The sequence below is a fragment of the Marinobacter salinus genome (genome assembly GCF_001854125.1).
GTDB lineage: Bacteria > Pseudomonadota > Gammaproteobacteria > Pseudomonadales > Oleiphilaceae > Marinobacter > Marinobacter salinus.
This window is the reverse complement of the sequence record NZ_CP017715.1, coordinates 1,252,239-1,273,049: the sequence shown is the minus strand read 5'-3', so window position 1 is coordinate 1,273,049 and position 20,811 is coordinate 1,252,239. Positions and strand designations below refer to the sequence as shown.

Sequence of the window (20,811 nt, the reverse complement as noted above, 5' to 3'; positions counted from 1 at the left end):
AATAACGACTGTGCTCTAAAGTTTATTCGGTTGCTGGACTAACCAACATATTTGTATCCGGCATCCTGCAACGCTTCCTTCAGTGACTCCTCGGGAGGTTCTTCGTAAATAAGCGTTGTTGACGGTGACACATGGCCAGCGATTTTTTGCGCGACTTTAACTGACTTCTTTTGTTCATGAATGATATTCGTCATTAAAGTCCGCCGGCCACTGTGGGAGCTGGCTCGCTCAATACCTGCCCAATGCCTCTGCATGAGAGCGAAGTGTTCCTGGGCGCCGGCCTTGGCCATGGTGTCAATTCGCTGAACAAGCTGGTGGAAATCGTGAACACTAAAACTGATTCGACGCCGCTGGTACGTGGATTTGGATCGCTTCAACGCATCGGCACCCTTAGTGTAAGCCGCAGGCAACGCTAAGATTTCCTTAAGTTTGAAAGAGCGCTGACCAGAACCAGAACTTTCAGGGCAGAGTTCGCCCACCTCTTGCTCGTGATCAAAGAGCATCGCTACCCGGAAAAGAATACGGCACTCGTTCAGATCAGCTTCAAGCTCGGACTGCGAGTTCAGGAGATCGCGTGCCTGGCCGGTTTTGCTCATCAGGGAGGCTCCAGGTGGTCGCTCGGATGCAAGGAGGGGGCAAACATAAAATTGGACGACCACACAAAGTACTAAACTTCCGCTATCAAATATCAGCGACTTAACCTCCAAAATCCACACAAAGTGCTAAACAGACTTAAAGCAGATTCGAGAATAGGGCGCTCATTCCAGCTTCCACACAAAGTGCTAAATTCGGCGTCCGACTCGGAGTTCGGAATAGTCTCGCTGGAACGGAAAGATTGGAGGCAAACAACAAGCCTTGTAAGCAGGGGACGCAATTAAACAAAAGCGAACATTCACGCCGCGCCTACTTTTCTCTTTTCCCACCCTCGGCCGCCGAGTAAATCTTCTACCTTCAGGAGCGAAGAAACTCCTTTTTGCTCGGGACTTTCGCTTTTTCGGGACACAAACCTGCCTGGCGCTAAAGTAGGCGTTTAATGAACAGTCGCTAGAATCGGTGCTTTTTATGCGGTTTAACTTGCACAGCTCTGCACTCTTTCCTCAGATGCAAAGACCCAAAAAGGCCAAGAGCCATCTAGTAAGCCCATGAAAAATTATCGTTATTCGGGTTGTGAAGCAGTTTTGGATGGAATGGTGCAGTTGCGGTTTATACAAATGCAAACTAATAAGCTATTAGGACTTCTTTGCATCATATCCGTTAGAGAGGAAGGGAGGCACAAGTGGAAAACCAAGAGACTTACCACAAAGCGAAGAAAAGACTACAGGCTAAAATTGGATTTTATATACATCTGGCGGTCTATTTGGGAATCAATACCCTGCTTGTTGTCATCAACCTTCTCACATCAAGCCAATACCTCTGGTTCAAGTGGCCACTTATTGGATGGGGTATTGGCGTATTCTTTCATGCCTTGGGAGTCTTCGTCTTTTCTCGAGGATCGGCTATTAATGAACAGATGATTCAAAAAGAGATGAAGAAAGAAGCGCGTAAGAAGCAGTGATTCCAAAGGAACAACTACTAAAACCATAAGCTTGTCCTGACAGGGGCGTTCACAAGGGGGAAGTTCGGGGTGTGGTCGATGGGCTTTATTTTGAATATACGTTCTCGGTCAGCAGTTGTTGCTTGAACTAAAATAATCAGTATCGGGGATTGTTTTTAAACATAGGGAGATGGATAGGGAGGTCTCGCCGTATGACAGCTGCATCAAATGAAAACCAATTCGACGTTATTGTCATTGGTTCTGGAATGGGCGGTATGACGACGGCTACGGCACTCTCCCGCATGGGGCACCAAGTTCTCATGCTTGAGCAGGCGCAGGTACTTGGCGGGCTGACTCACTCTTTCACTCGCGCTGGTTTCAGCTGGGACGTTGGTCTCCACTATTGCGGCATATTCGGCCACGCCCAATTCGCCGGCCGGATTCTGGACTGGCTCAGTGGCGGAACCATCGAATTTCGCTCACTCGGCACCATCTATGACACGCTGCACTTCCCGGATGGTTTCGAGATTGCCGTCGGGCGCCCGGCGGAAGCCTATAAGATGGAGCTTAAAGACCAGTTTCCCGACAATGCGGCTGAAATCGATGCCTACTTTGAGGCATTGCTGTCGGCGGAGGAAGCGGCATATATGGTGGGTGCGGAGCGATCGATACCTGAGCCATTTCGTTCGGCCCATCGCTGGTGGAATAAAAAGAAGATCCAGCGCTGGGCTAATCGCACGACGGGTGAGGTGATAGATGAGCTCATCAGCAATCCAAAACTCGCCGCCGTGTTGTCGGCCCAGTGGGGTACCTATGGTGGCAAACCGAGAGAAGCCAGCTTTGCCTTTCATGGCATGGTCATGGGGCATTACCTTGAAGGTGCCGGCTATCCCGTCGGCGGCGCCGGCGCCATCGCAAAAGGACTGGTTCCTGTGATCGAAGCAGCCGGTGGTTGTGCGCGCGCTGGAACACCGGTTAGTGAAATATTGCTGGAAATCGGTAAAGCCGTGGGCGTGCGCACCCAATCCGGTGAACAATTTCATGCGCCCATCATCGTCTCGGCGATCGGCGCCGGTGAAACCGTGAAGCACCTGTTGCCCAGGGAAATTTGCAAACAGTCCTGGGCACAGGAGATAGCCACTTTCAAACCATCGATCTGTCACTTCGATCTTTATTTGGGCTTTGAGGGAGACATCGCCAAACACGGGGCAACACGCTCGAACCACTGGTTTTACAATAGCTGGGACACCAATGATGCTATCTGGACAGGGGGAGACAGTGAGCCATTTTCGATGGCGTTTGTGTCGTTTTCGTCTCTTAAAAACCCCGCTCATGATCCAGGTCCGACGAGCAAGCACACTGGCGATGTGATGCTCTGGGCTGACTGGTCGTCAGTGGCCAAATTTGCGGATGGCGGTGCGGCTGAACATCCCGACGAGTGGGCCGCATTCAAGCAGAGTATCGAATCCAGGATGCTGAACTTCTTCAAGGAGAAGTTCCCGGATCTCGCACCACTTATCGTCTACCATGAACTCGGCACGCCACTCGCAACGGCATTTTTCACTGGCCACGAGAAAGGCGGATTCTATGGTGTCGAAACGACTCCGCGTCGAATGTTATCGGATGCACTCAATGCTCGCACACCTGTCCCCGGACTATTCCTGACAGGCCAGGACGTCATGAGCCCAGGAATCGCAGGGGCTCTTGCCGGTGGTATGTTTAGCGCTGCGGCGGTTGATCCACGTGTATTCCAGAAACTCAAATAAGGCATTTGAGATATCCATGAACATTAGACACTTCCTTAACAATTCATTTCTAATCGAAAGATGATTTGGAAATTTGCTCTAGTTTTATTCGCCGTAGGAGGCATAAGCCATATCATTTTTGGCATCGTCTATGTCACTGCTAGCGAACTGATGCCATACCATGCGCAAGCCTTAAATGTTGATTGGAATAGACTTGGTGAAAACTACAAAATCCTGTTCCTCGCCTTTATCAGGTTGGCAGGGGCCGGAGGGTTAGTGGCAGGCCTCGTTAACTTGACCCTTGTAAGCTATCTCTATTATCGCGTCGAATCTAGGATGGTTTGGCTATTAATAGCTTCGAGCTTAATTTTTCAGTCCGTGACGAATTATGTTGTCTATTCCGTGTATATAAATACACCCGGAGATCCCCCATTACTGATGGTAAGTATTGGTTCAGTAACGTTTATCATTGCCACCATAATGCTATTAGCAGGCTTTCGAGATCAACATTCCTAACAATGGGCTTCACCGTTTTAACCCATTTGTAGGGGCTGTGAGGGGAGACTCCCAGTCGTTGCGACACTTCGGCGACGGTATAGCCCCGCTCCAGCACTTGTCGGACCGCTTCGTCTTTGAATTCCGGGGGATAACGTTGGCTGCTCATGACAGTTCCTCCTATGCTCTAATCATAGGCTAGGAGTGTCTAGTGGACCGGGGTAAGTCCAATCATAGGCTAGGAGTGTCTAGTGGACCGGGGTAAGTCCAAGCGGATATTCGCGGCCTCAATTTTGCGCCCGTTTAAGGCTGGGCGTAATGGCAGTCTCAACAAGTAGATCTTTGAAGGCGCTTTAGATTCCCAGTGTTTAGCGCGTCTATCCCGGAGCACAATTAGAGCCGAATTATTACAACTCTGAGTGGATATAAAACGGGGTCAGGGTGACAATGAACAACCATTGCCTCGGTGTTAAACGCAATCCAATTCCGACTCCGCACCATGAGTGAGAACCTCCCCATTTTATTCGGGATTTACCCGGTGTTTTTGTCAGGAATCACTCTGGCTTGGCTGCTCTGTCTGCAACGGTGCAGCTGGACGATTTGGGGCGCGCGGGTATTGGCGTGCGGAAGCATCATTGCTTTCATTTTTATGGCGGGGCCTTGGGCCTTCACGAGTTATTACTTACGTTACGTTTTTCTCGTGCTATTCGCCTTAACCGTTGTTTTGTCCTATTTCCGAATAGAACGCAGTAACCCTCACTTTGGAATCTGCGCTGATCGAATCCCGATTGCCTCGATATTTGTTTTTCTTCTTTTTGCGGTTCTGAATGCTCTGGCCCTAAAGTCCTATTATCCATCTGGGCGGACGATTGACATAACTTTTCCGCTCAGATCAGGCACCTATTACGTGCTACAAGGGGGCGGCAGTATAGTGACGAACCCTTTCCACGTGCTGGCCGGCAACAAGAAGGCCATAGATATCGTTAAGCTAAACCCGCTCGGCAATCAGGCAGAAAATATACCGCCGCGAGTGCTGAGTGCCTATCAAATCTTTGGCGAGAAACTCTACAGCCCATGCCACGGGCGAATCTTAGAGGTTCGTGACAGCTTGCCGGATAATCCTCCGGGACACCCCGATACAAAGCACCCGGAAGGTAACTACATAGTGCTGCAGTGTCCCATGGGGAATATTTTGATGGCTCATCTGAAGCGAGAAAGCATTATGGCAGGGCCCGGTCAGATCGTAACCGAGGGCCAGCAGTTGGCTGAAATCGGCAATTCAGGAAATACGCTTGAGCCACACCTGCATATTGAGGCAACGAAAGACGGCAAACCGACGTGGCTTAGGTTTAACGGACTCTCGTTGTCGGTAAATAGCCTGATAACGAGAAAGTGAATAATACATAACAATGCGAACGACGCGGCCAAAACAGGCGACCTCGAAAAGGGAGAAAGCCAAGGTCTGCCAGTGAGGTGACTGCATTCTGCCTGTCTTTCATGACCAGCGTGGCGAGGATTATATGGCAAATCAGGGTTTGAAAAAGGCAATCGGCCTCGCGGCGGTTTCAATTGTTTTACTCGTAGAGTTCAGTATGTTCTACGATTTTTTTTACCCGTTTCGGTTTCTGTGGAGCCAAGGCCTTATAACCGAGCTTCTCCTTTCGGTAGTAGTTTTCCTGTGGAGTTTGGCTGGCGTGTTTCTGGTCTTTTTCGGTGGCCGCAGTCTGTTCCGAACAATCACCCTGCCGTTTTTTATATTTTTTTATCTTTCCAATATTGGCTCCTTCTTCGTTTCAAACGGACCTATCGATTTCCAGCAGGCAGACCTGATCGTAAGTTACTTCCAGTGGTGGGCCGGGGCAGTGGTTGAGAATATTGGTCTGGCTGTACTGCCGCTTCTCATAGTCCTTGTACCGCTTATTCTTGTCGTCGAACGTTTGCCTCGCCTTTTCACGCTGAATATTCGCGGGAGGCTCTACGCCGTTCCAGTCCTCACAGTGCCGCTTGTCTTCATCGCTCTGCTACTTAGCGATGGTGTTTTTGATCGATACCCCTCTTTTTTCAGGGTGCCGGCATTGCTTGCATTTGCGGGCCAAAGCGATCTTTACAGTGCAGAGCGATCAGATGTCAGCTACTCCGGTTCTTTCGAATCGCAGGTTGAGAAAATAGTTCTGATTGTCGATGAAAGTATCCGAGCTGACATTCTTGGCATCAATGGGTACGTGAAAGATACGACCCCCTATCTACGCTCGGTGGACGAGGGACTGGTGAATTTCGGTCTGGCCGCTTCGGCTTCAAACTGCAGTGATTATTCCAACCTCATCCTCAGGACAGGGATCAGAAAAGAGGCGATCCCGGACCGGGTTCAGAGGAGTTTGAGGATACCGTCGATCTGGCAACTTACCGGGCGGGCCGGGTTTTACAACGTCTACCTGGATGCTCAGAGCGCAGAGGAGTGGGCGAACTACCAAAACTTCATGAATGAGCATGAAGCTACTCACGTAGACGAAATACTAAGGCTTCGCCAGGACCTTGCCTACGACAGCGACACCGTGGCTCGCGACAGGTTAACTGAGCTGCTAAAGCAACCAGGTAAGACCTTCATAATGCTTAACAAGTCTGGGATTCATTTCCCGTACTTCAGGAGCTATCCCAAGGACTTCAAGCTCTTCACCCCAGCTCTCGATCCAGGTGAGCCAATGAATGATCGAGAGAGGTCCTTGAATTCATACATGAATGGAGTGCGCTGGAGCGTCGATGATTGGTTCAGGAACTTGTTGTCCGAAAGAGAAGTATTCAGGAAGTACGTCATCATCTATACGAGTGATCATGGACAAAACATCGTCGATGACGGGACATTGGCCACACACTGCAGGCCGAGAGCGAACCGTTTCGAAGGTATTGTGCCCATGATGGTTTTCTCGAACGACTCGGAAATCCTGGAGCAGTTTGAGGCATCGCAAACGACGAACTACGACCAAACGAGCCATTTTCAGGTATTTCCTACGTTGATTAGCCTCGCAGGCTACAATGAACTCTGGGTGAGGAATCATTATGGCGCCTCTCTTAAGGAGCCCGTCGGTACGCCACCAGAATTTTTTGTGGGGGATGCCTTTGGCCGGGGATCGGTCAGAGAATGGGTCCCAATATTTCCTCGCAGAGACTGAAAGCTTCTGAACCATTCGAGGGTCGGTGCATTGCTGCAGCGCTATCTCTCGGTTAACCACTGAATGGCACATCTCCCCATGGACAATACAACTCCGATAATCAGAGTATTTTTTGCCAAGATGAAGCCGGATTTTTTTCAACTATCCGAGGAAGAGCAAGGGCAGTTCATGGCTCGTGACCGGGCTAACCTTGACGCTTTGGGCATGAAGGCAATTTCCATGATCGACTGTACGAAAACTGATGATAAGTGGGACTACATCGGTGTGGAAAGTTGGCCGTCAATGGAAGCGCTGGAACAACGAGAGTGGTTTGAAAAGGAGGAGCTTCAAATTTCTCGGTATGTGGTGTACCGGGTTCATTGGGGTGTTGAGCAGTCTTTCGAGGAGTATGGCCAGGCCTAGTGAACGCCACCCGGGGCAGTCCCACACTCGAACGCTTAATCTCTGGAAAAGAGGTATCAGTGACGATGAGTGATAAAAATACGACCCACGCGGTTTCATTTCGCCAGTGGCTCAGGTTAGTGGTGGCGTATTGCCTGATACCATTGGTTCTCTTCATATGTGGTGGCGACCTTGGTTGGCTGCAGGGTTGGTTCTATTCCATGCTCGTTTTGGTGACTGGTATCGGTGGCCGCGTATGGGCGGAGGGGCGGCATCCCGGGATAACTGCTGAAAGGCAAAATAAAGAAACATTTCAAAACGCCAAGGCCTGGGACAAGGTGCTTGCTCCCCTGATGGCGGTGAGCATCGTCTTCCCTATGGTCATAGTGGCAGGGTTGGATCATCGCTATAGCTGGTCCCCCGAATTTCCAATCTGGCTCAGCGTAGTAGGCTTGATCGTTATCGCCTTCGGTTACACCTTTGCTGCGTGGGCCGTGGTAGAGAACCGCTTCTTTTTAAGTGTTGTAAGTAGCCAGGCAGATCGAGGTCATGTGCTCTGTGATACCGGTCCATACCGGTTTGTGCGACACCCAGGCTATGCTGGAAATAGTGTTGCACTGTTCGGATTTGTTCTTGCTATGGGCTCGGTATGGGCACTTATTCCTGCAGCATTCGCCTTGCTCATCTCGGTGACGAGAACCGTGCTTGAAGACCAGACTTTGCGGGAAGAGCTACCTGGCTATCGGGGCTATGCTCAACGGGTGCGCTACCGGCTGATTCCTGGTCTTTACTGAGGAATCTGGGCGTCGGATGCTAAAGATCACAGTTTGAGGTCTATCACAGACCTTGATCGGCCGAGCCTGAATGTCCGCTTTGCGACCCGCGCAGACCTACCCCAGGTCCGTAAACGAAAGCGGTCAGTGGGCCGGGAACGCTCTTCTTCGACGCCCCCAGGTAAATCCATGCTGTTTTATACGGTATGATTGGTTGCGCAGGGGGCGCAATAACGAAGAGGTCAGTTTTCTGGAATCATAAAGACGTCTGGCCGATAGCTGACAGCTTGAAGAAATACACCGTAGGGGGCTTATGTGAAAATACCTATTGAAACAAAGCGTTTCGTCATACGCCGATTCGAAGAAAGTGACCTGAAGGGTTTTCTAAGCTTCATGTTAAATGAGGGGTCTACGAAATATCTAATGTTCGAGGCTGAACAAAAAACCGAAATTGGAGCACGAGCACTCTTCGACTATGTTCGCGATGCATATGATTCGAATGAGCCTGTTCACTCTTATGCAGTAGCAGAAAAAGGAACCAATAGATATGTTGGTTCATGCGGCTATGCGCCCTATGATGATGGAATAGTTGAATGCTACTACAGCATTAACAACGATGATGTTGGAAAAGGAATTGCTACTGAGGTCACTTCGGCTTTGGCAAGGTTGCTTTCCACTGAAGTAGAAGTCCGTGCTTATTGCCATCCAGAAAACTATGCAGCACACGCTGTTGCAGAGAAATCTGGGTTTGAGCCAAAAGGCATCCAGAATCACAAAAATTTTGGCAATTCTGGCAGGCTCTTTGTCTATGAACGATCCAGCTAACAAACGGCACCAACGTACAGAAAACTCTGATCAGCGGTGCAACTGAAATAGGGATGTTTACACTCCCATAGCCTCAAACGGAGGCTATTTTATTTGCATTGACCTCCTTGCCCGAATGTCCGCTTTGCGACCACACTGAACTCCACGCTTCAGTCACCAAACCATCTCCAATTGCCAAGAAACCAACGTTTGGTGGGCCAGAGTTGTCATATGAGCCGATCTAGAGGGGGCAGGGCAGCTATGGGTCCCGCGCTATCAACAAGACTCATCACAAGTGGGCTGAAAATTTTAACTTGGCAGGTAAGCATTCCGGGGGCGTTTGAACAGTAATAATGAATGCGCTCCAAAGTTTATTCGTTTGCTGGACTAACCAACATATTTGTACCCTGCATCCCGCAACGCTTCCTTCAGTGACTCCTCGGGAGGTTCTTCGTAAATGAGCGTTGTTGACGGTGACACATGACCAGCGATTTTTTGCGCGACTTTAACTGACTTCTTTTGTTCATGAATAATATTTGTCATTAAAGTCCGCCGGCCACTGTGGGAGCTGGCTCGCTCAATGCCTGCCCAATGCCTCTGCATGAGAGCAAAGTGTTCCTGGAGAGTGTTGGGAGAATAGGGGCCTCCTTTCTGAGTCAGGAATAGAGGATCCGTCCTTTTCACCGAGGGGTGCGCTGCCAGGCGGATCGCAAGGTGTTTTTCTATGGCCGTTCTCAGCGCAACGTCATTCATTGGAAGATCCCGCGATTTACCACGATGTTTTTTGACCTCAGGATAAAAATCCTCTGGTTTGATCTCGGCGCCGGCCTTAGCCATGGTTTCAATTCGCTGAACAAGCTGGTGGAAATCGTGAACACTAAAACTGATCCGACGCCGCTGGTACGTGGACTTGGATCGCTTCAACGCATCGGCACCTTTAGTGTAAGCCGCAGGCAGCGGGAGGATTTCTTTGAGTTTGAAAGAGCGCTGACCAGAGCTTTCAGGGCCGAGTTCGGCGACGTCTTTGATCTGGAGCAGCGCGATTTCCTGGACTCGCAGTCCGAGCTTGAAGCTGATCTGAACCAGCGCTGTGTTCTTTTCCGGGTAGCTCCCGGTGGCTCTGTCACAGCTTAGAAGACGGTAAGTACCAGACTCCGTTTATAGCCAAACTGTGGTGAATGTCTAATGTGCTTTAAATCAATAACCTAAGGGGTGCAGCACTTGTTGTGGAAATTTAGCACTAGTTTTTGTCGGCCAGTCAGAGCTGACGCCATTCCATAATCGAAATTAACCGCCAAAATCCAAGGCACTGATTGCCCGAAAGGCGCTATTCGAGAAAAAAACCGAAAAGTGTTCAGAATCAGGAATATAGAAAGGTGGGCGACGAATTTAGTACTTCCTGTGAAAATTTCGTACTTTCTGTGGCTATTCTTTAGCACTTTCTGTGGTCGTCCACGGATGCGAGGAGAGGGTAAAGATAAAATCCGTAATAATGTTATTTCCAAGCATACCGTACTGCGCATAATGTATATTATGTTAAAGCAAATACAGCTGATCCAAAGGATAAGCTGTATTGTGGACGACCACAACTAGTACTGAACGAATTCCACAACAAGTACTGAACCTCCACAACAACTACTAAAACCGTCGTCCAGCTCCTAACCTATTGTTTTAAAATGCTACTACGATTACTTAGGGAAAAGGAGGAACTACCGAGGTTGTGGCCTATCGTGAGTCCTTTTTAGTAAGGGGCAACTGGGGAGACGTAGCTATGCCCCAATCTTTGAAGAGCGATGAGATCTTAGCCTCCACCATTAACGGAGAATGCCGTGAGTCAATGCGGTAAAGCGCCATGCCTGTGCAGCCCGGGCAGTTTTAAACGTCATTGACAAATTTTTCCATCAGGTCATTAATGAGGAATAGATTTCACACGGTGTTCATGGGTATGAAAGTTCACATTTCTAAACAGGCCTCGGACGACTTCTTCGATCGCCGAGCAGCGAAAAAAGAGGTTGTGCGTATGCGTGAATATCGCGACCCAAACTACGCCAAAGGAATGGATGCTCTTTTCGGTGGTGCCGTAAAGGCGCCGAAGCGTGGTCGTATGCGATTCTGACCGAGGTGTGCTAGTCAAAAATCTTCCGCATAGCTCCCTAGAGCTCCTACCGCAGAAGTACCAAGTAATTGTCGGCCAATTCCAGTGCAGCCCCTGATTGCTCTCGACTTTAGCCCTTGCAATCAAATCACAAATTTACCTTCCAGAGATCTGGGCTTGCCTGACTGTTCTGAAAGAAACCCAAAAATCCGTTAAAATAACATTATTACGGATTTTATATTTGCCCTCTCCTCGCATCCTAGCGGCTTACCAGGAGCTTATCCGATGAGCAAAACCGGCCAGGCACGCGTGCTCACGCCTGAACAGTTCGCCCACCTCTTGCGTGAGATCAAAGAGCATCGATACCCGGAAAAGAACACGGCGCTGGTCCAGATCAGCTTCAAGCTCGGACTGAGAGTTCAGGAGATCGCGCTGCTTCAGATCAAGGACGTTGCAGAATTAGGCCCCGAAACCTCAGGTCAGCGTTCGTTCAAGCAGAAAGAAATCCTTGCGTTGCCTGCAGCTTACACAAAGGGTGCCGATGCACTGAAGCGGTCTAGATCATCGTACCATCGGCGCCGAATAAGCTTCAGCGTGCATGATTTCGACCAACTTGTACGGCGTATTGAGACTATGGCGAAGGCTGGTGCTGACATTAAGCCTGAGGATTTCTACCCGGAAGTTAGAAAACATCGAGGTAGATCGCGAGATCTTCCAATGAACGATGTTGCATTGAGAATTGCCTTAGAGGAATACCTCTCAATCCGCCTAGCCAAAAACCCTGCGGTTAAAAAGAGCGATCCTCTCTTCCTTACTCAAAAAGGAGGCCCCTACTCCCCTAACACCTTACAGGAACACTTATCCCTCATGCAGCGGCAATGGGCTGGAATCGAAAGAGCCAGCTCCCATAGCGGTCGTCGGACCCTGATGACGAACATCATTCATGGGCAAAAGAAGTCAGTAAAAATCGCTCAGAAAATCGCCGGCCATGTTTCGCCATCTACGACACTCATATATGAGGAGCCTCCTGAGGATTCGCTGAAGGAAGCGTTGCAAAATGCCGGATACGATTTTATCGGCTAATGCTTCGGCGTCCTTGGAAAGTTTGTTGAACCTGACCTTGTGCTCCGTATTCAATGCATCGGCAATAATGCCAATTTTGGACCAACCTTTAACTAGCGATTGACATGTCATCACGCGTAATCCAGCGCTTTTATTATTGCGCCCTCAGACTCGTCAGAATTTCCAGGAGTTCACGGCTGCTATTTAATCCGAGTGTAGGCAGCAACGCCGACAAGAAATTTATTACCCTTGCGGACGTCGAAGCTTCAGAATTGGTTAATTCTTGGCTTATCAGACCTTCGTGAAGAGTTAGTTTAGTGAGCATAGAACGTTGATTTTGGGTAATGAACGCCCATCTTCGATTTAACCAAGGCAGCAAAACCTCGCAGGCGAGCTGGAAGTGCCCATATGGCTTGGCAATCTGTAAAGTTTTCAAGGAGATTTCAAAAGTCTGTGTAGGAGAAATGGATTGGAAGCCTCGAATGGCCCGAGCTTGTTCAAAGATAAGGTTTCCAAAACTTGTCTCATAGTCAAAAGCCACTCCCTTTCCTTGAATCGCATTCAGCAAATCTGAACGGATCTCGAAACCACTTGAGTTAGGGAGCGCTCGGAGCAATTCCTCGACAGCAGATACGTTTTCATTCATGAGTGAAAAAGAAAAGTAAAGCAATAGTAGCTGCTCGGAAATATTTCTATGCTCTTTTTGCTCGGGTTCAGTGGCCAAAGGAAGTGTGCCATAGTCAAAGTTGACCAGACTGATTTCGCGAGCTTGTCGCAGAAGCGTATTTGCGTGTGCAAATGATGAGATTGTCGAACGCAAAGCATAAACAAACAGCTTCGCATCAAGTTGATTCAAGGCGTTGTGTCTAAGGCCAGGAACTAAAAGAAGCTGGCCCTGAATCAAAGGCCCATTGGGCAGGTAAGCTTCAAGGTTTTTCGTTACACCCACATTTATCGACGCATAATTCTCGATCTTCGCCAACATGTACCACGCGTACTCTATTGGTAAAAGCCGTCGCTCGGAGATCTCTTTATTGGGTTCTGGATTGCTAACGATCCCCGGGTAGATTTTTGTTTCCTCACCCTCTCCAAACTGATGAGGTTCGCCAGCTGCATCCTGGGCCAGCCACATCAACACGTGCCGACTAACAGCGTGACAGTGAGCCGTGCGAGTTGTGATGTTTGTATCGAGTTGAGGAAGTTCTTTTAAAACCTCAATGAAGTATTTTAAACAGATCGACTTTTCGCCATCATGCCAATTCGCTAAACCTGCGTCTGCGAGGAGCCCAATGCGCATAGCTTCCATGTCCGGCAATCCAGATTTGCCAGCTGCTTCGCTACCGAATAGATAATATTTCTGCGCGGTTTGGTAATCGCCTTGCTTTTCTGCACTGATCGCGGCGTCTCGCCCTAAAAAAGCTTTCTCCACCTCTGAGAGCTGTGTGTCGTTTTCTATAAGCCTTTTCGACAGTGCTAAACTACCTTCATGATCCTCTGAACGATACAAAACTTTGGCCTTGGCACGGACCAGCTCCGAGTTAGTTTGCCCATAAATGGCAAGCCCCTCATTTAATATGGCTAGTGCGCTGTCTTTATCATTTCCATATTCATCCAAGATTATTGCACGATACTTGCGACAGCAAACTGACAGATCGTTGCGGCCCCATCCAGCGGCTTTCGCTTCCAGACTGGCAAAGGTGTCGCTGTGAACTTGCGGTTCGATGGTGCCGTTTTCGTGTTCACTCAACCAAGCGCCTGCAACCAATGTATCTATCGAGAAATCGTCCCGATCAAAGGGTTTCAAGAGATTTGATCGAGTTTTGATGGAGCTATTATCCAAGAAATCAAAGACTGTAACGAGATCAAAAATCCGGGATAGTTGTCGTGTTTGATTTACAAACATGAAACTTGTGATGTCGCATCCCTCCTTGATGCTAATTTCTTGCAAACTCTCCATCACTTCTTCAGGTAAACCACCGTCTTCGTTTTGCAAAATCTGCCGAAGCTCTTGGATGAGGTCTAAGAAGTTAGAGCCGAGTACTGAGTTCGAATGCTGTAGCAAAAGCTTTGAATAGATAACCAGGTTTAAAAACTTTCGCATCATTACGTTTTGCACGTTCTTTTCTTCAACGAAAAATCGGTTTAGGGCCTTTTCCAGCTTCTGAGGTTCATTTTCTTGACTTAAAAGAAGTAATTGGACGCCGCGAAGCATTTGGCTAGTGAGCGGATCGCCAGGATATGGTTCGACGTCAGTTCTCAATAACGTAAACACTGAGAGGTGTGGAGCGAGTCTTTGAAGCTTTTCATCCTCTGAATTTAGTAAAAACAGACAAAGTTTGACCACTACCGATTTGTTGTTGCTGCTGCGAGCAGAAAAGAACGCTGCATTTAGGTCAATGACATCAAGGGTTTTGCCACTCGTGAGTGACTCAGCAATTGCACTGTGTATAACTTTCTTGTCACCGTCGGTCAGTGAACTTGCTGCATAATTTGTGAGCAACGGAGAAAGGCTAAATCTGTCAGCTTCATGCTGGTCAATCCAAGAGCCGATTAATCTATCAAAGATGATTCCCGTGTCGTGAATGGGCGGAGTAATTTTGCCGAGATCAAGGACCAATCCTCTGCGAAATCCGCCAACCTTTAATGAGAGACGTTCAATTAGTCGCCTAGACGATTCGGGAAGATCTTGCAAAAGTCGTTCTCGAGTTCGCCTTCTCACCTCGGCTATTGCTGGGGACTCTTCAATCAAGCTATTTAAGGTCTGTAACTCCGATGAGTCCCATCCTCTTGCACACATGCTCTGAATAAAGGCCATGGCCAACTGCGGATGCCCGCCGCCAGAAATGAGATGAGTGTAATTTGCCCATTCTGAGGCGGAGGGTACCTCTAACTTTTCGAGAATCTCTGTTAGATCTTTTCTGGAAAACTCAGCAAGAACCACTGCGATCTCTGCTTGAAGACCGGAAGCAAATAGGAAATCGCTGCTTGGTCCGTTGGGCGCCGTTATTATTAACAGAACGTCTGAACGTCCGGCAGAAAAAAACAGATAGTTGAGATTATCCAATACAGACGGATTTAAGGTGTGTTCAAGGTCATCGATTATCAAGCCTCTTAGGCCGTATTCTGACAAGGCGTTGGCCAAATCCAACAAAGCAATAGCAGTTTGTTCTTTAGCAAGCCCTCTAAGATTTACACTACCCCACTCTCCGCCTACTTCATGCGCTAGGATTCGAGCGGCGACGGTTTTCCCCATACCAGCGGCGCCTGTAATCCAGCATGAGCCGGACCTCTCCAGGCATGACAACATTTTTGTTAGATATCTATCACGCTTTGCTAGAGCAATAGGGAGTGGAACTTCAGAAACCGGACTCGGTTTTAGATTCGCTTCTCCAGAAAGTCCATTTTCACTAGACAATGACCTTGATAGCGCTTTTGCTACTCGGAGATTCTGGGATTCAAATTGAGCCCTATTTAAGGTGATTTGGGTTGCTCTTTCTAAATGCTCTTCCAAATCAGCTCTGGTTACAAAGCGCTCACTAGGATTTCTAGCCGCTGATAGTTCTAATATCGAGAGGAGAATTCCAGCTATACAATCGGGAACATCCGAAGCAAGACCGCCCTTTTCGAGTACAAGTTTTAAAATTCTTGACTCAATTTGCCGTTTAAGGAATGGCGAATCAGGAGCGCCGCAGTCAAAGTGGATCCGCTGCAAAAAATTTTCACGTAATCCTGTATCGTCCAGTGCGGCGATATAGCGTTTGGTTTTGTCGGCTAGCTTTGAGTTCCTCAGAACTTTACGCAGTTCGGATAGATCCCCAACCTTTGCGAGGCTGCGCCATGACTCCAGAGTTGCCCTATTATCGACTCGATGTTCAGCTTTCTTCTCCTTGCCGATCCTTGAGGTCGTCAGATGACGGAGAGAAACATTTATTCCGGGGTTCCGTTCCACTAAGTCAACAAAACTATCAATCGAAGCAATAATGCCATCCGTGTTTATGGTGACGGTACCTGTAGTGTCTTTTACTTGAACGGCTTTAAGTGCGTCAGCAGCAGCTACGGCATAATCTTCCGCTACCTCGAGGTATAGAAACTCGTCAAAATCAATATCCGTCCATGCAAGGGCAGATTGATAGATTTGATATGCATAGCCTCTCAGAGAGTCGATAGCCTCTCTTGTTTCGTCTCCCAACGGAGGCTGTTGCGGAAATGGCATTCAAACTCCCGGCTCAATTAAATAAATCGGTTCCGTCAGTGGAACTCTACTCCTTCCAAAAAATGCGCTCCGTCGAACGTTAGCACATTCGTGTACACCTCTGTGGATTCGACGCTCCGATGCCCGAGTAGTTGACTCACAAACTTCAGCGGTCGCCCATGCAGGAGTAGGTGCACCGCAAAGCTGTGCCGAAAGGTGTGACATCCGATCTTGAACGGCGGCTCTCCCCCGACCTGTTCGATTAACCGGTCGATGTTGGCACTGACCGCCTGGCGCGTGATCGGAAAGATCCGCTCGTCCTTCCGAAACTTCCCCATCCACAGGTAGCTCTGGATCCGGGTCTGGAAGTCCCGGTCGAGGATCGGGATGAAGCGCTTGGGCGAGCGTTGCAGGCTGCGTTTGCTCGGCCGCCCTGCCCCTTGCTTGAGCGTCTTGAGGACCACCCCGAAGTCGTAGCCGTCGTCATGGAAACTCGCCGGCGTGATCGCCAGGACCTCGGAGACCCGGGCGCCGGTGCACCACATCAGATCCAGGATCAGCCGGTGCATGGGGTGGGTCTCGGCCTCCAGCAGCGTCAGTACCTCGGGCTTGAGCAGGTACTTCGGCATGGTGTCGAGGGTCTCCAGCAGCAACGGCCGCTTGTCGATGAGCCGGTCCCAATCGATGGTCACTTCGGTGATCGGGAACGACACCAGGGGGCGTTCCTGAAACCCGAGCGAACGCTTGTTTCGAGACGGGCGCGGAAATGACCGCGCGCTGGTGATGGATTTTGACATTTCCCCTCCGGGGTTCTGTCAATTATCGGGTGGAATTAAAGGCATGGCCAAGCGCCCTCTTCCGGTCCCCTAAGTATGGCAACCAGCGGGAAAACCGCAAGAAACGGGGGTCGGTTGACGAACTACCTGTAAACGTCAAATTGAAAGACCTATATTTTTGGACCCCACCAATCTATCTTTAAAAGATCCATTCAGGGGGTGTCCCATGGCTGCAGCGCCCACCTCACGAAATCCCACCATTCGTTGTCACAGTGGTGAGCTAATTCCCCGGCAGCGGCAGAGCACCCGCGCTCTTCGCACCGGTACAGATAGCTATATCCAGTGGATGGTCAAGCACCCTCACCTGACTGAATTTCACTCCCGTGCCGAATGGCTGTATGCGGGTCTGCTCGAGGGCAACGCAAAGGTAATCTCCTATGTTCCTCAGCCGTTTACTTTACAAGTGGGTAAACGGCGTTACACCCCGGATTGTTACGTTCTGGAGGGTGCCGAACGCCGGGTTGTCGAGCTGAAACCCCGGGGCGAATTTGATGAAGTCTTGCGTGGCCCACTGGAGGCATTCTTTGCCATCCAAGGGATGACATTTGACGTGGTCAGTAACGAATCGGTTTACGAGCGAGCGATAGAAGCTGAGACCTGGCTAGACATTGTTCGCGTCCTGCATCTAAACCGTGAAATGAACACTGTAGTCGCGGAGTACGACGTCTTAGATCTTATTACGCCCGGGCAGGCAAGGCGATTCGATGACCTGGTTGATCCAGGAGATCGACCGTCTTCACGTTTACGGGAGGTGGCTGCTTTGAGACTCCTCCAACGAGGTCTTTTAAAGGGCGACTTTACGAAAAAGCCTCTGAATTACGATACCGAGTTGACTCGGACATGAGCTGGCGCGAACGACTTATCAAAGAACCCGGACTCGCGGACATTCAACAGTGGCCCGTGATTGAGCTTGGCGCATTACCGAAGGAACACCGCGCACTCTATCTCCGAAACAGGCGTGTTGTGGCGCGAATTTTAGAAGGCAATACGGTGAAGGATGTTAGCGCAGAGCTCGGTCTAAGTTCAGGACGTATCAGTCAGCTAATGGAACGCTGCCTGGGTGGAGAACTTGAAGATCCAGCTTCGATGTCAGTTGGCCTGATTCCACACCGGCGATTGATCAAGGCTTCCAGGGCTGCTGAATTGCCTACCCTTGCACACCCCAAAGGCGCCCCGTTTGCTTTTCAAGCATTGTTGGAGCAGTTGCCAGAAGTAAAGAGGCAACTTGATGAGGCTATTTTGGCGGCTGTGCGCCGCAAGCCAAGATCCCAGCGCCTGACGCCACAGCGATTTCATCAACAGTTTCTGCACTTGCTTGCAGAGACCCACTGGCCCGCCGATCTTTATCCGTATACGTCTGAGTCGCAAGGTTACGAGTCGGCGCGCAGATACCTGAATCAACAACGAGAGGTGCTTCAGGCACACTCGAGAGGGCGCAAACGTTTTACGGCACATACCAAGACCGACTGCAGTAAGCGCGCATTGTCCGCCATTCAAATCGACGAGCACATCCTTGATTTACACACAGGGTTGGTCATTGATTTTAATGACCAATTGATCGATCTCCGTTTAAGCCGATGCAGTTTACTGCTGTCTGTGGACGTAGCGACGGAGTGTGTGCTGGGTTTTCTTGTCGTGCCGACACAACATCCGAATCAGCAAGACCTTTTAAACTTGATGGAGCTGAGCCTAACAAAACAACGTCTTCCCACTATCGCAACTCCTGGTTTCGAACCTTTGTCGATGCCGGCCTTCCCAGCGCAATTGACGCCAACACCGGCTCTAGGGGTGGGTACCGTTCAGTTGGATAACGCATGGATGCATCACAGCACAGCCGTTATGGACGTACTGTGCCGGCAGTTGGGAGCGACCATCAGTTACGGTTTGCCGGCGCAACCTAAGACCCGCGCTCTCGTTGAGCGAACGTTTGACTACATTGAGCGACACTTGGGCCATCGCGTGGACTCGACCTCCGGTTCGTATCCAACGGATCCAAACCGTGAGTCGAATCAAAATGCCCGGCAACCACCTGCTCTGAAGTTCCAAAGTCTGGTAGAAGCGCTCCATTTGGTGTTTGCGGCGAGCAATCACACCCCAAGACCGCATTTGGGTGGTGCGACCCCCATGGCCTTATTCCGCGAACATCTCGCTCGCCTTTGGGTTCCCCTCAATATCGAACATGATGGTGAAACAGGATCTCTTTTCAGTCTGACCAAAAAGGTCCCTGTCCATCGCCTTCAAAAGGAACAACGCGAACCATACGTTCAGTTCTGTTATTGCCGCTATACGGGTAAAGGGCTTTTATCTCTGCCTCCCGAGGAAAAGTGGATTGTTATCACCTACGATCATCGTGATATTCGTACCGTCGCAGCTCACACCTGTTTAGGCAGTTCGCTGGGTACGCTATCTGCCCCCCATTCCTGGCTGAGATTCCCGCACTCAATGGCCACTCGTAACCTTCTCTTTAAACGGAAAAAGCGCCACCGTTTTAGCCACAACGATCCATTAACTGGGTATTTTACCGAGTTGCTGAGCCAACCCCGCTCTCCCAGCAATGCATCTCAGTTATTGCGGCTGTATCTCGAGATGACCCGGAGTGGGCGAGAAGTCCTCCAGTTCGGAGAGCAGTCCAAGACGGACCTATCTGAGGTCGAGACACCTTGGGATTTAGACAATCGGAAAGAGTTTACCTGGTCACCCATCGGGTACTCTGGTGACAAAGGGCGGTCCTGATGCCTCAGCAATCGAACTCTCAGACAACAGGAATTGCCACTGGAGATCACCCAGTGTTGTGCCCTTTAAATCCGGTTATCTCCACACCTGCCATGCTGGATTTAGAGAACCAATTGACTCAGTGGCTCTGGACGGGCGCAACAGGCGCGGTCATCGCGGGCGCATCGCGAAGTGGCAAAACCACCTCGTTCGACGTGATTTGTTCAAGGCTCAGGGCGCGCAATGGTCGATCCATTCCCGTTCTACGCATGACAATGCCACTGCGCGACCAAAAAACGGTGCTATCCGTATATCGGCAGCTATGCTGGGCCGCAGGCCTCAATATTAACGGACGTCATACCGCGGATGAATTAGCGGTGCGCTACCTGCATCTGATCTCTGATGTCATGGCCGAACACGAGCTCGAGCAAGCCCTCTTGGTCGTCGATGAATGCCAGCGACTCTCGCCCCTCCAGTTCAATGTCTTCGCTGAACTGTATGACCGTCTCCGCTCCATCCAAAAGACTCTGATGACGGTCTTTGTGGGTAATGATCCTGAAACCTGGCGTCTGATTGATGGAATGGATTCGGATCAATACGCCCATATTCATGGTCGGTTTTTTCTCCACCGCCGGGCCTTCTCAGGCATCCAGTCAGCAAAAGAGGTCAGGTATTGCCTGGCACAGTATGACGCGCTGCGTTATCCCGAAAAGTCGGGCCGAACCTACGTGGAGGCCTTCGTACCGCAGGCTGCGGCCGCGGGATTTCGACTGGCCTCTGCGAGCGACCTATTCTGGCGGGTTTTTCGGGGCTATCAACAACGTTTCAAAATCGGCTCCTGGGGCATGCAATCCTTTTCAATCACCACCAACACTTTACTATCCGACTTCTTGCCCCGTTACGGCGTGGACGAACTGGGTGAAGCGATGATTGACGAAGCCATTCGTCTTTCCGGTCTCGTGCCCTCATTAGTCACGCGGCCGACAATTGATAAAAGTCGGTAACGGATCGGTAC

Annotated in this window: 17 protein-coding genes and 1 pseudogene; 13 read left to right on the top strand and 5 right to left on the bottom strand. The window is 49.9% G+C overall.

The genetic code is table 11. From position 1 onward, the window contains the following. Positions 1-38 precede the first annotated feature (38 nt). Positions 39-596, bottom strand: a complete 558-nt coding sequence (locus BKP64_RS05790; RefSeq protein ID WP_070967187.1) for a site-specific integrase — start codon at positions 594-596, stop codon at positions 39-41. A 680-nt stretch (positions 597-1,276) separates the two neighbouring features. Here BKP64_RS05790 and BKP64_RS05785 point away from each other — a divergent pair. Both BKP64_RS05785 and BKP64_RS05780 read left to right on the top strand, forming a co-directional pair. After that, positions 1,277-1,555: a 2TM domain-containing protein gene (locus BKP64_RS05785; protein WP_070967184.1), complete on the top strand. Its 279-nt coding sequence runs from the start codon at positions 1,277-1,279 to the stop codon at positions 1,553-1,555. A 191-nt stretch (positions 1,556-1,746) separates the two neighbouring features. Further along, a complete protein-coding gene (locus BKP64_RS05780; protein ID WP_070967181.1) occupies positions 1,747-3,300 on the top strand; it encodes a phytoene desaturase family protein in 1,554 nt (517 codons plus the stop codon). Positions 3,301-3,799: 499 nt separating this feature from the next. Here the strand turns inward: BKP64_RS05780 and BKP64_RS19035 are convergent. Beyond that, positions 3,800-3,943, bottom strand: a pseudogene (locus tag BKP64_RS19035) (transposase); the annotation flags it as partial. Positions 3,944-4,273: 330 nt separating this feature from the next. Between BKP64_RS19035 and BKP64_RS05770 the strand changes: the two are divergent. From BKP64_RS05770 to BKP64_RS05750, 5 genes are all read left to right on the top strand, one after another. Continuing rightward, on the top strand, positions 4,274-5,170 hold the full coding sequence (locus BKP64_RS05770) for a M23 family metallopeptidase (RefSeq protein WP_157755405.1): 897 nt from the start codon (positions 4,274-4,276) through the stop codon (positions 5,168-5,170). A 124-nt stretch (positions 5,171-5,294) separates the two neighbouring features. Beyond that, the gene (locus tag BKP64_RS05765; protein WP_070967173.1) at positions 5,295-6,941 is read left to right on the top strand and encodes a sulfatase-like hydrolase/transferase; all 1,647 of its coding nucleotides are present in this window, start codon (positions 5,295-5,297) and stop codon (positions 6,939-6,941) included. A 63-nt stretch (positions 6,942-7,004) separates the two neighbouring features. Beyond that, entirely contained in the window at positions 7,005-7,343 is a 339-nt protein-coding gene (locus tag BKP64_RS05760; RefSeq protein ID WP_157755404.1) for a hypothetical protein, read from the top strand. Between the two features lie 65 nt (positions 7,344-7,408). Next, a complete protein-coding gene (locus tag BKP64_RS05755) occupies positions 7,409-8,116 on the top strand; it encodes a methyltransferase family protein (protein WP_070967168.1) in 708 nt (235 codons plus the stop codon). A 294-nt stretch (positions 8,117-8,410) separates the two neighbouring features. Beyond that, complete coding sequence (locus tag BKP64_RS05750; RefSeq protein WP_070967165.1) at positions 8,411-8,920, top strand: GNAT family N-acetyltransferase; 510 nt, start codon at positions 8,411-8,413, stop codon at positions 8,918-8,920. A gap of 366 nt (positions 8,921-9,286) precedes the next feature. Here the strand turns inward: BKP64_RS05750 and BKP64_RS19715 are convergent, their stop codons facing one another. Next, positions 9,287-9,652, bottom strand: coding sequence for a tyrosine-type recombinase/integrase (locus BKP64_RS19715; protein WP_335628101.1), 366 nt, complete (start codon positions 9,650-9,652; stop codon positions 9,287-9,289). Between BKP64_RS19715 and BKP64_RS19710 the strand changes: the two genes are divergently transcribed. From BKP64_RS19710 to BKP64_RS05740, 3 genes are all read left to right on the top strand, one after another. Beyond that, positions 9,614-10,033 (top strand): hypothetical protein, encoded by a 420-nt coding sequence (locus BKP64_RS19710; protein WP_335628100.1) that lies wholly within the window; start codon positions 9,614-9,616, stop codon positions 10,031-10,033. The genes BKP64_RS19715 and BKP64_RS19710 overlap by 39 nt on opposite strands. Before the next feature lie 811 nt (positions 10,034-10,844). After that, positions 10,845-11,015, top strand: a complete 171-nt coding sequence (locus BKP64_RS19280; RefSeq protein WP_198402652.1) for a hypothetical protein — start codon at positions 10,845-10,847, stop codon at positions 11,013-11,015. Between the two features lie 264 nt (positions 11,016-11,279). Then, positions 11,280-12,077 (top strand): tyrosine-type recombinase/integrase, encoded by a 798-nt coding sequence (locus BKP64_RS05740; RefSeq protein ID WP_070967162.1) that lies wholly within the window; start codon positions 11,280-11,282, stop codon positions 12,075-12,077. 133 nt (positions 12,078-12,210) lie between these two features. Here BKP64_RS05740 and BKP64_RS05735 read toward each other — a convergent pair whose 3' ends face one another. Further along, complete coding sequence (locus BKP64_RS05735) at positions 12,211-16,269, bottom strand: hypothetical protein (protein WP_070967158.1); 4,059 nt, start codon at positions 16,267-16,269, stop codon at positions 12,211-12,213. Positions 16,270-16,304: 35 nt separating this feature from the next. Further along, positions 16,305-17,045 carry a tyrosine-type recombinase/integrase gene (locus BKP64_RS05730; protein ID WP_070967156.1) on the bottom strand — a complete coding sequence of 247 codons (741 nt, stop codon included), beginning with the start codon at positions 17,043-17,045 and terminating at the stop codon, positions 16,305-16,307. A gap of 205 nt (positions 17,046-17,250) precedes the next feature. On the opposite strand from BKP64_RS05730, the gene BKP64_RS05725 reads away from it, so the two are divergent. The 3 genes from BKP64_RS05725 to BKP64_RS05715 are packed head-to-tail and all read left to right on the top strand — an operon-like array spanning position 17,251 to position 20,800. Continuing rightward, a complete protein-coding gene (locus tag BKP64_RS05725; RefSeq protein WP_070967153.1) occupies positions 17,251-17,928 on the top strand; it encodes a hypothetical protein in 678 nt (225 codons plus the stop codon). Further along, a complete protein-coding gene (locus BKP64_RS05720; RefSeq protein WP_070967150.1) occupies positions 17,925-19,817 on the top strand; it encodes a helix-turn-helix domain-containing protein in 1,893 nt (630 codons plus the stop codon). The genes BKP64_RS05725 and BKP64_RS05720 overlap by 4 nt, the downstream gene beginning before the upstream one ends. Next, positions 19,817-20,800: an AAA family ATPase gene (locus BKP64_RS05715; RefSeq protein ID WP_083329160.1), complete on the top strand. Its 984-nt coding sequence runs from the start codon at positions 19,817-19,819 to the stop codon at positions 20,798-20,800. Before BKP64_RS05720 ends, BKP64_RS05715 begins: the two co-directional genes overlap by 1 nt. Positions 20,801-20,811: the final 11 nt, after the last annotated feature.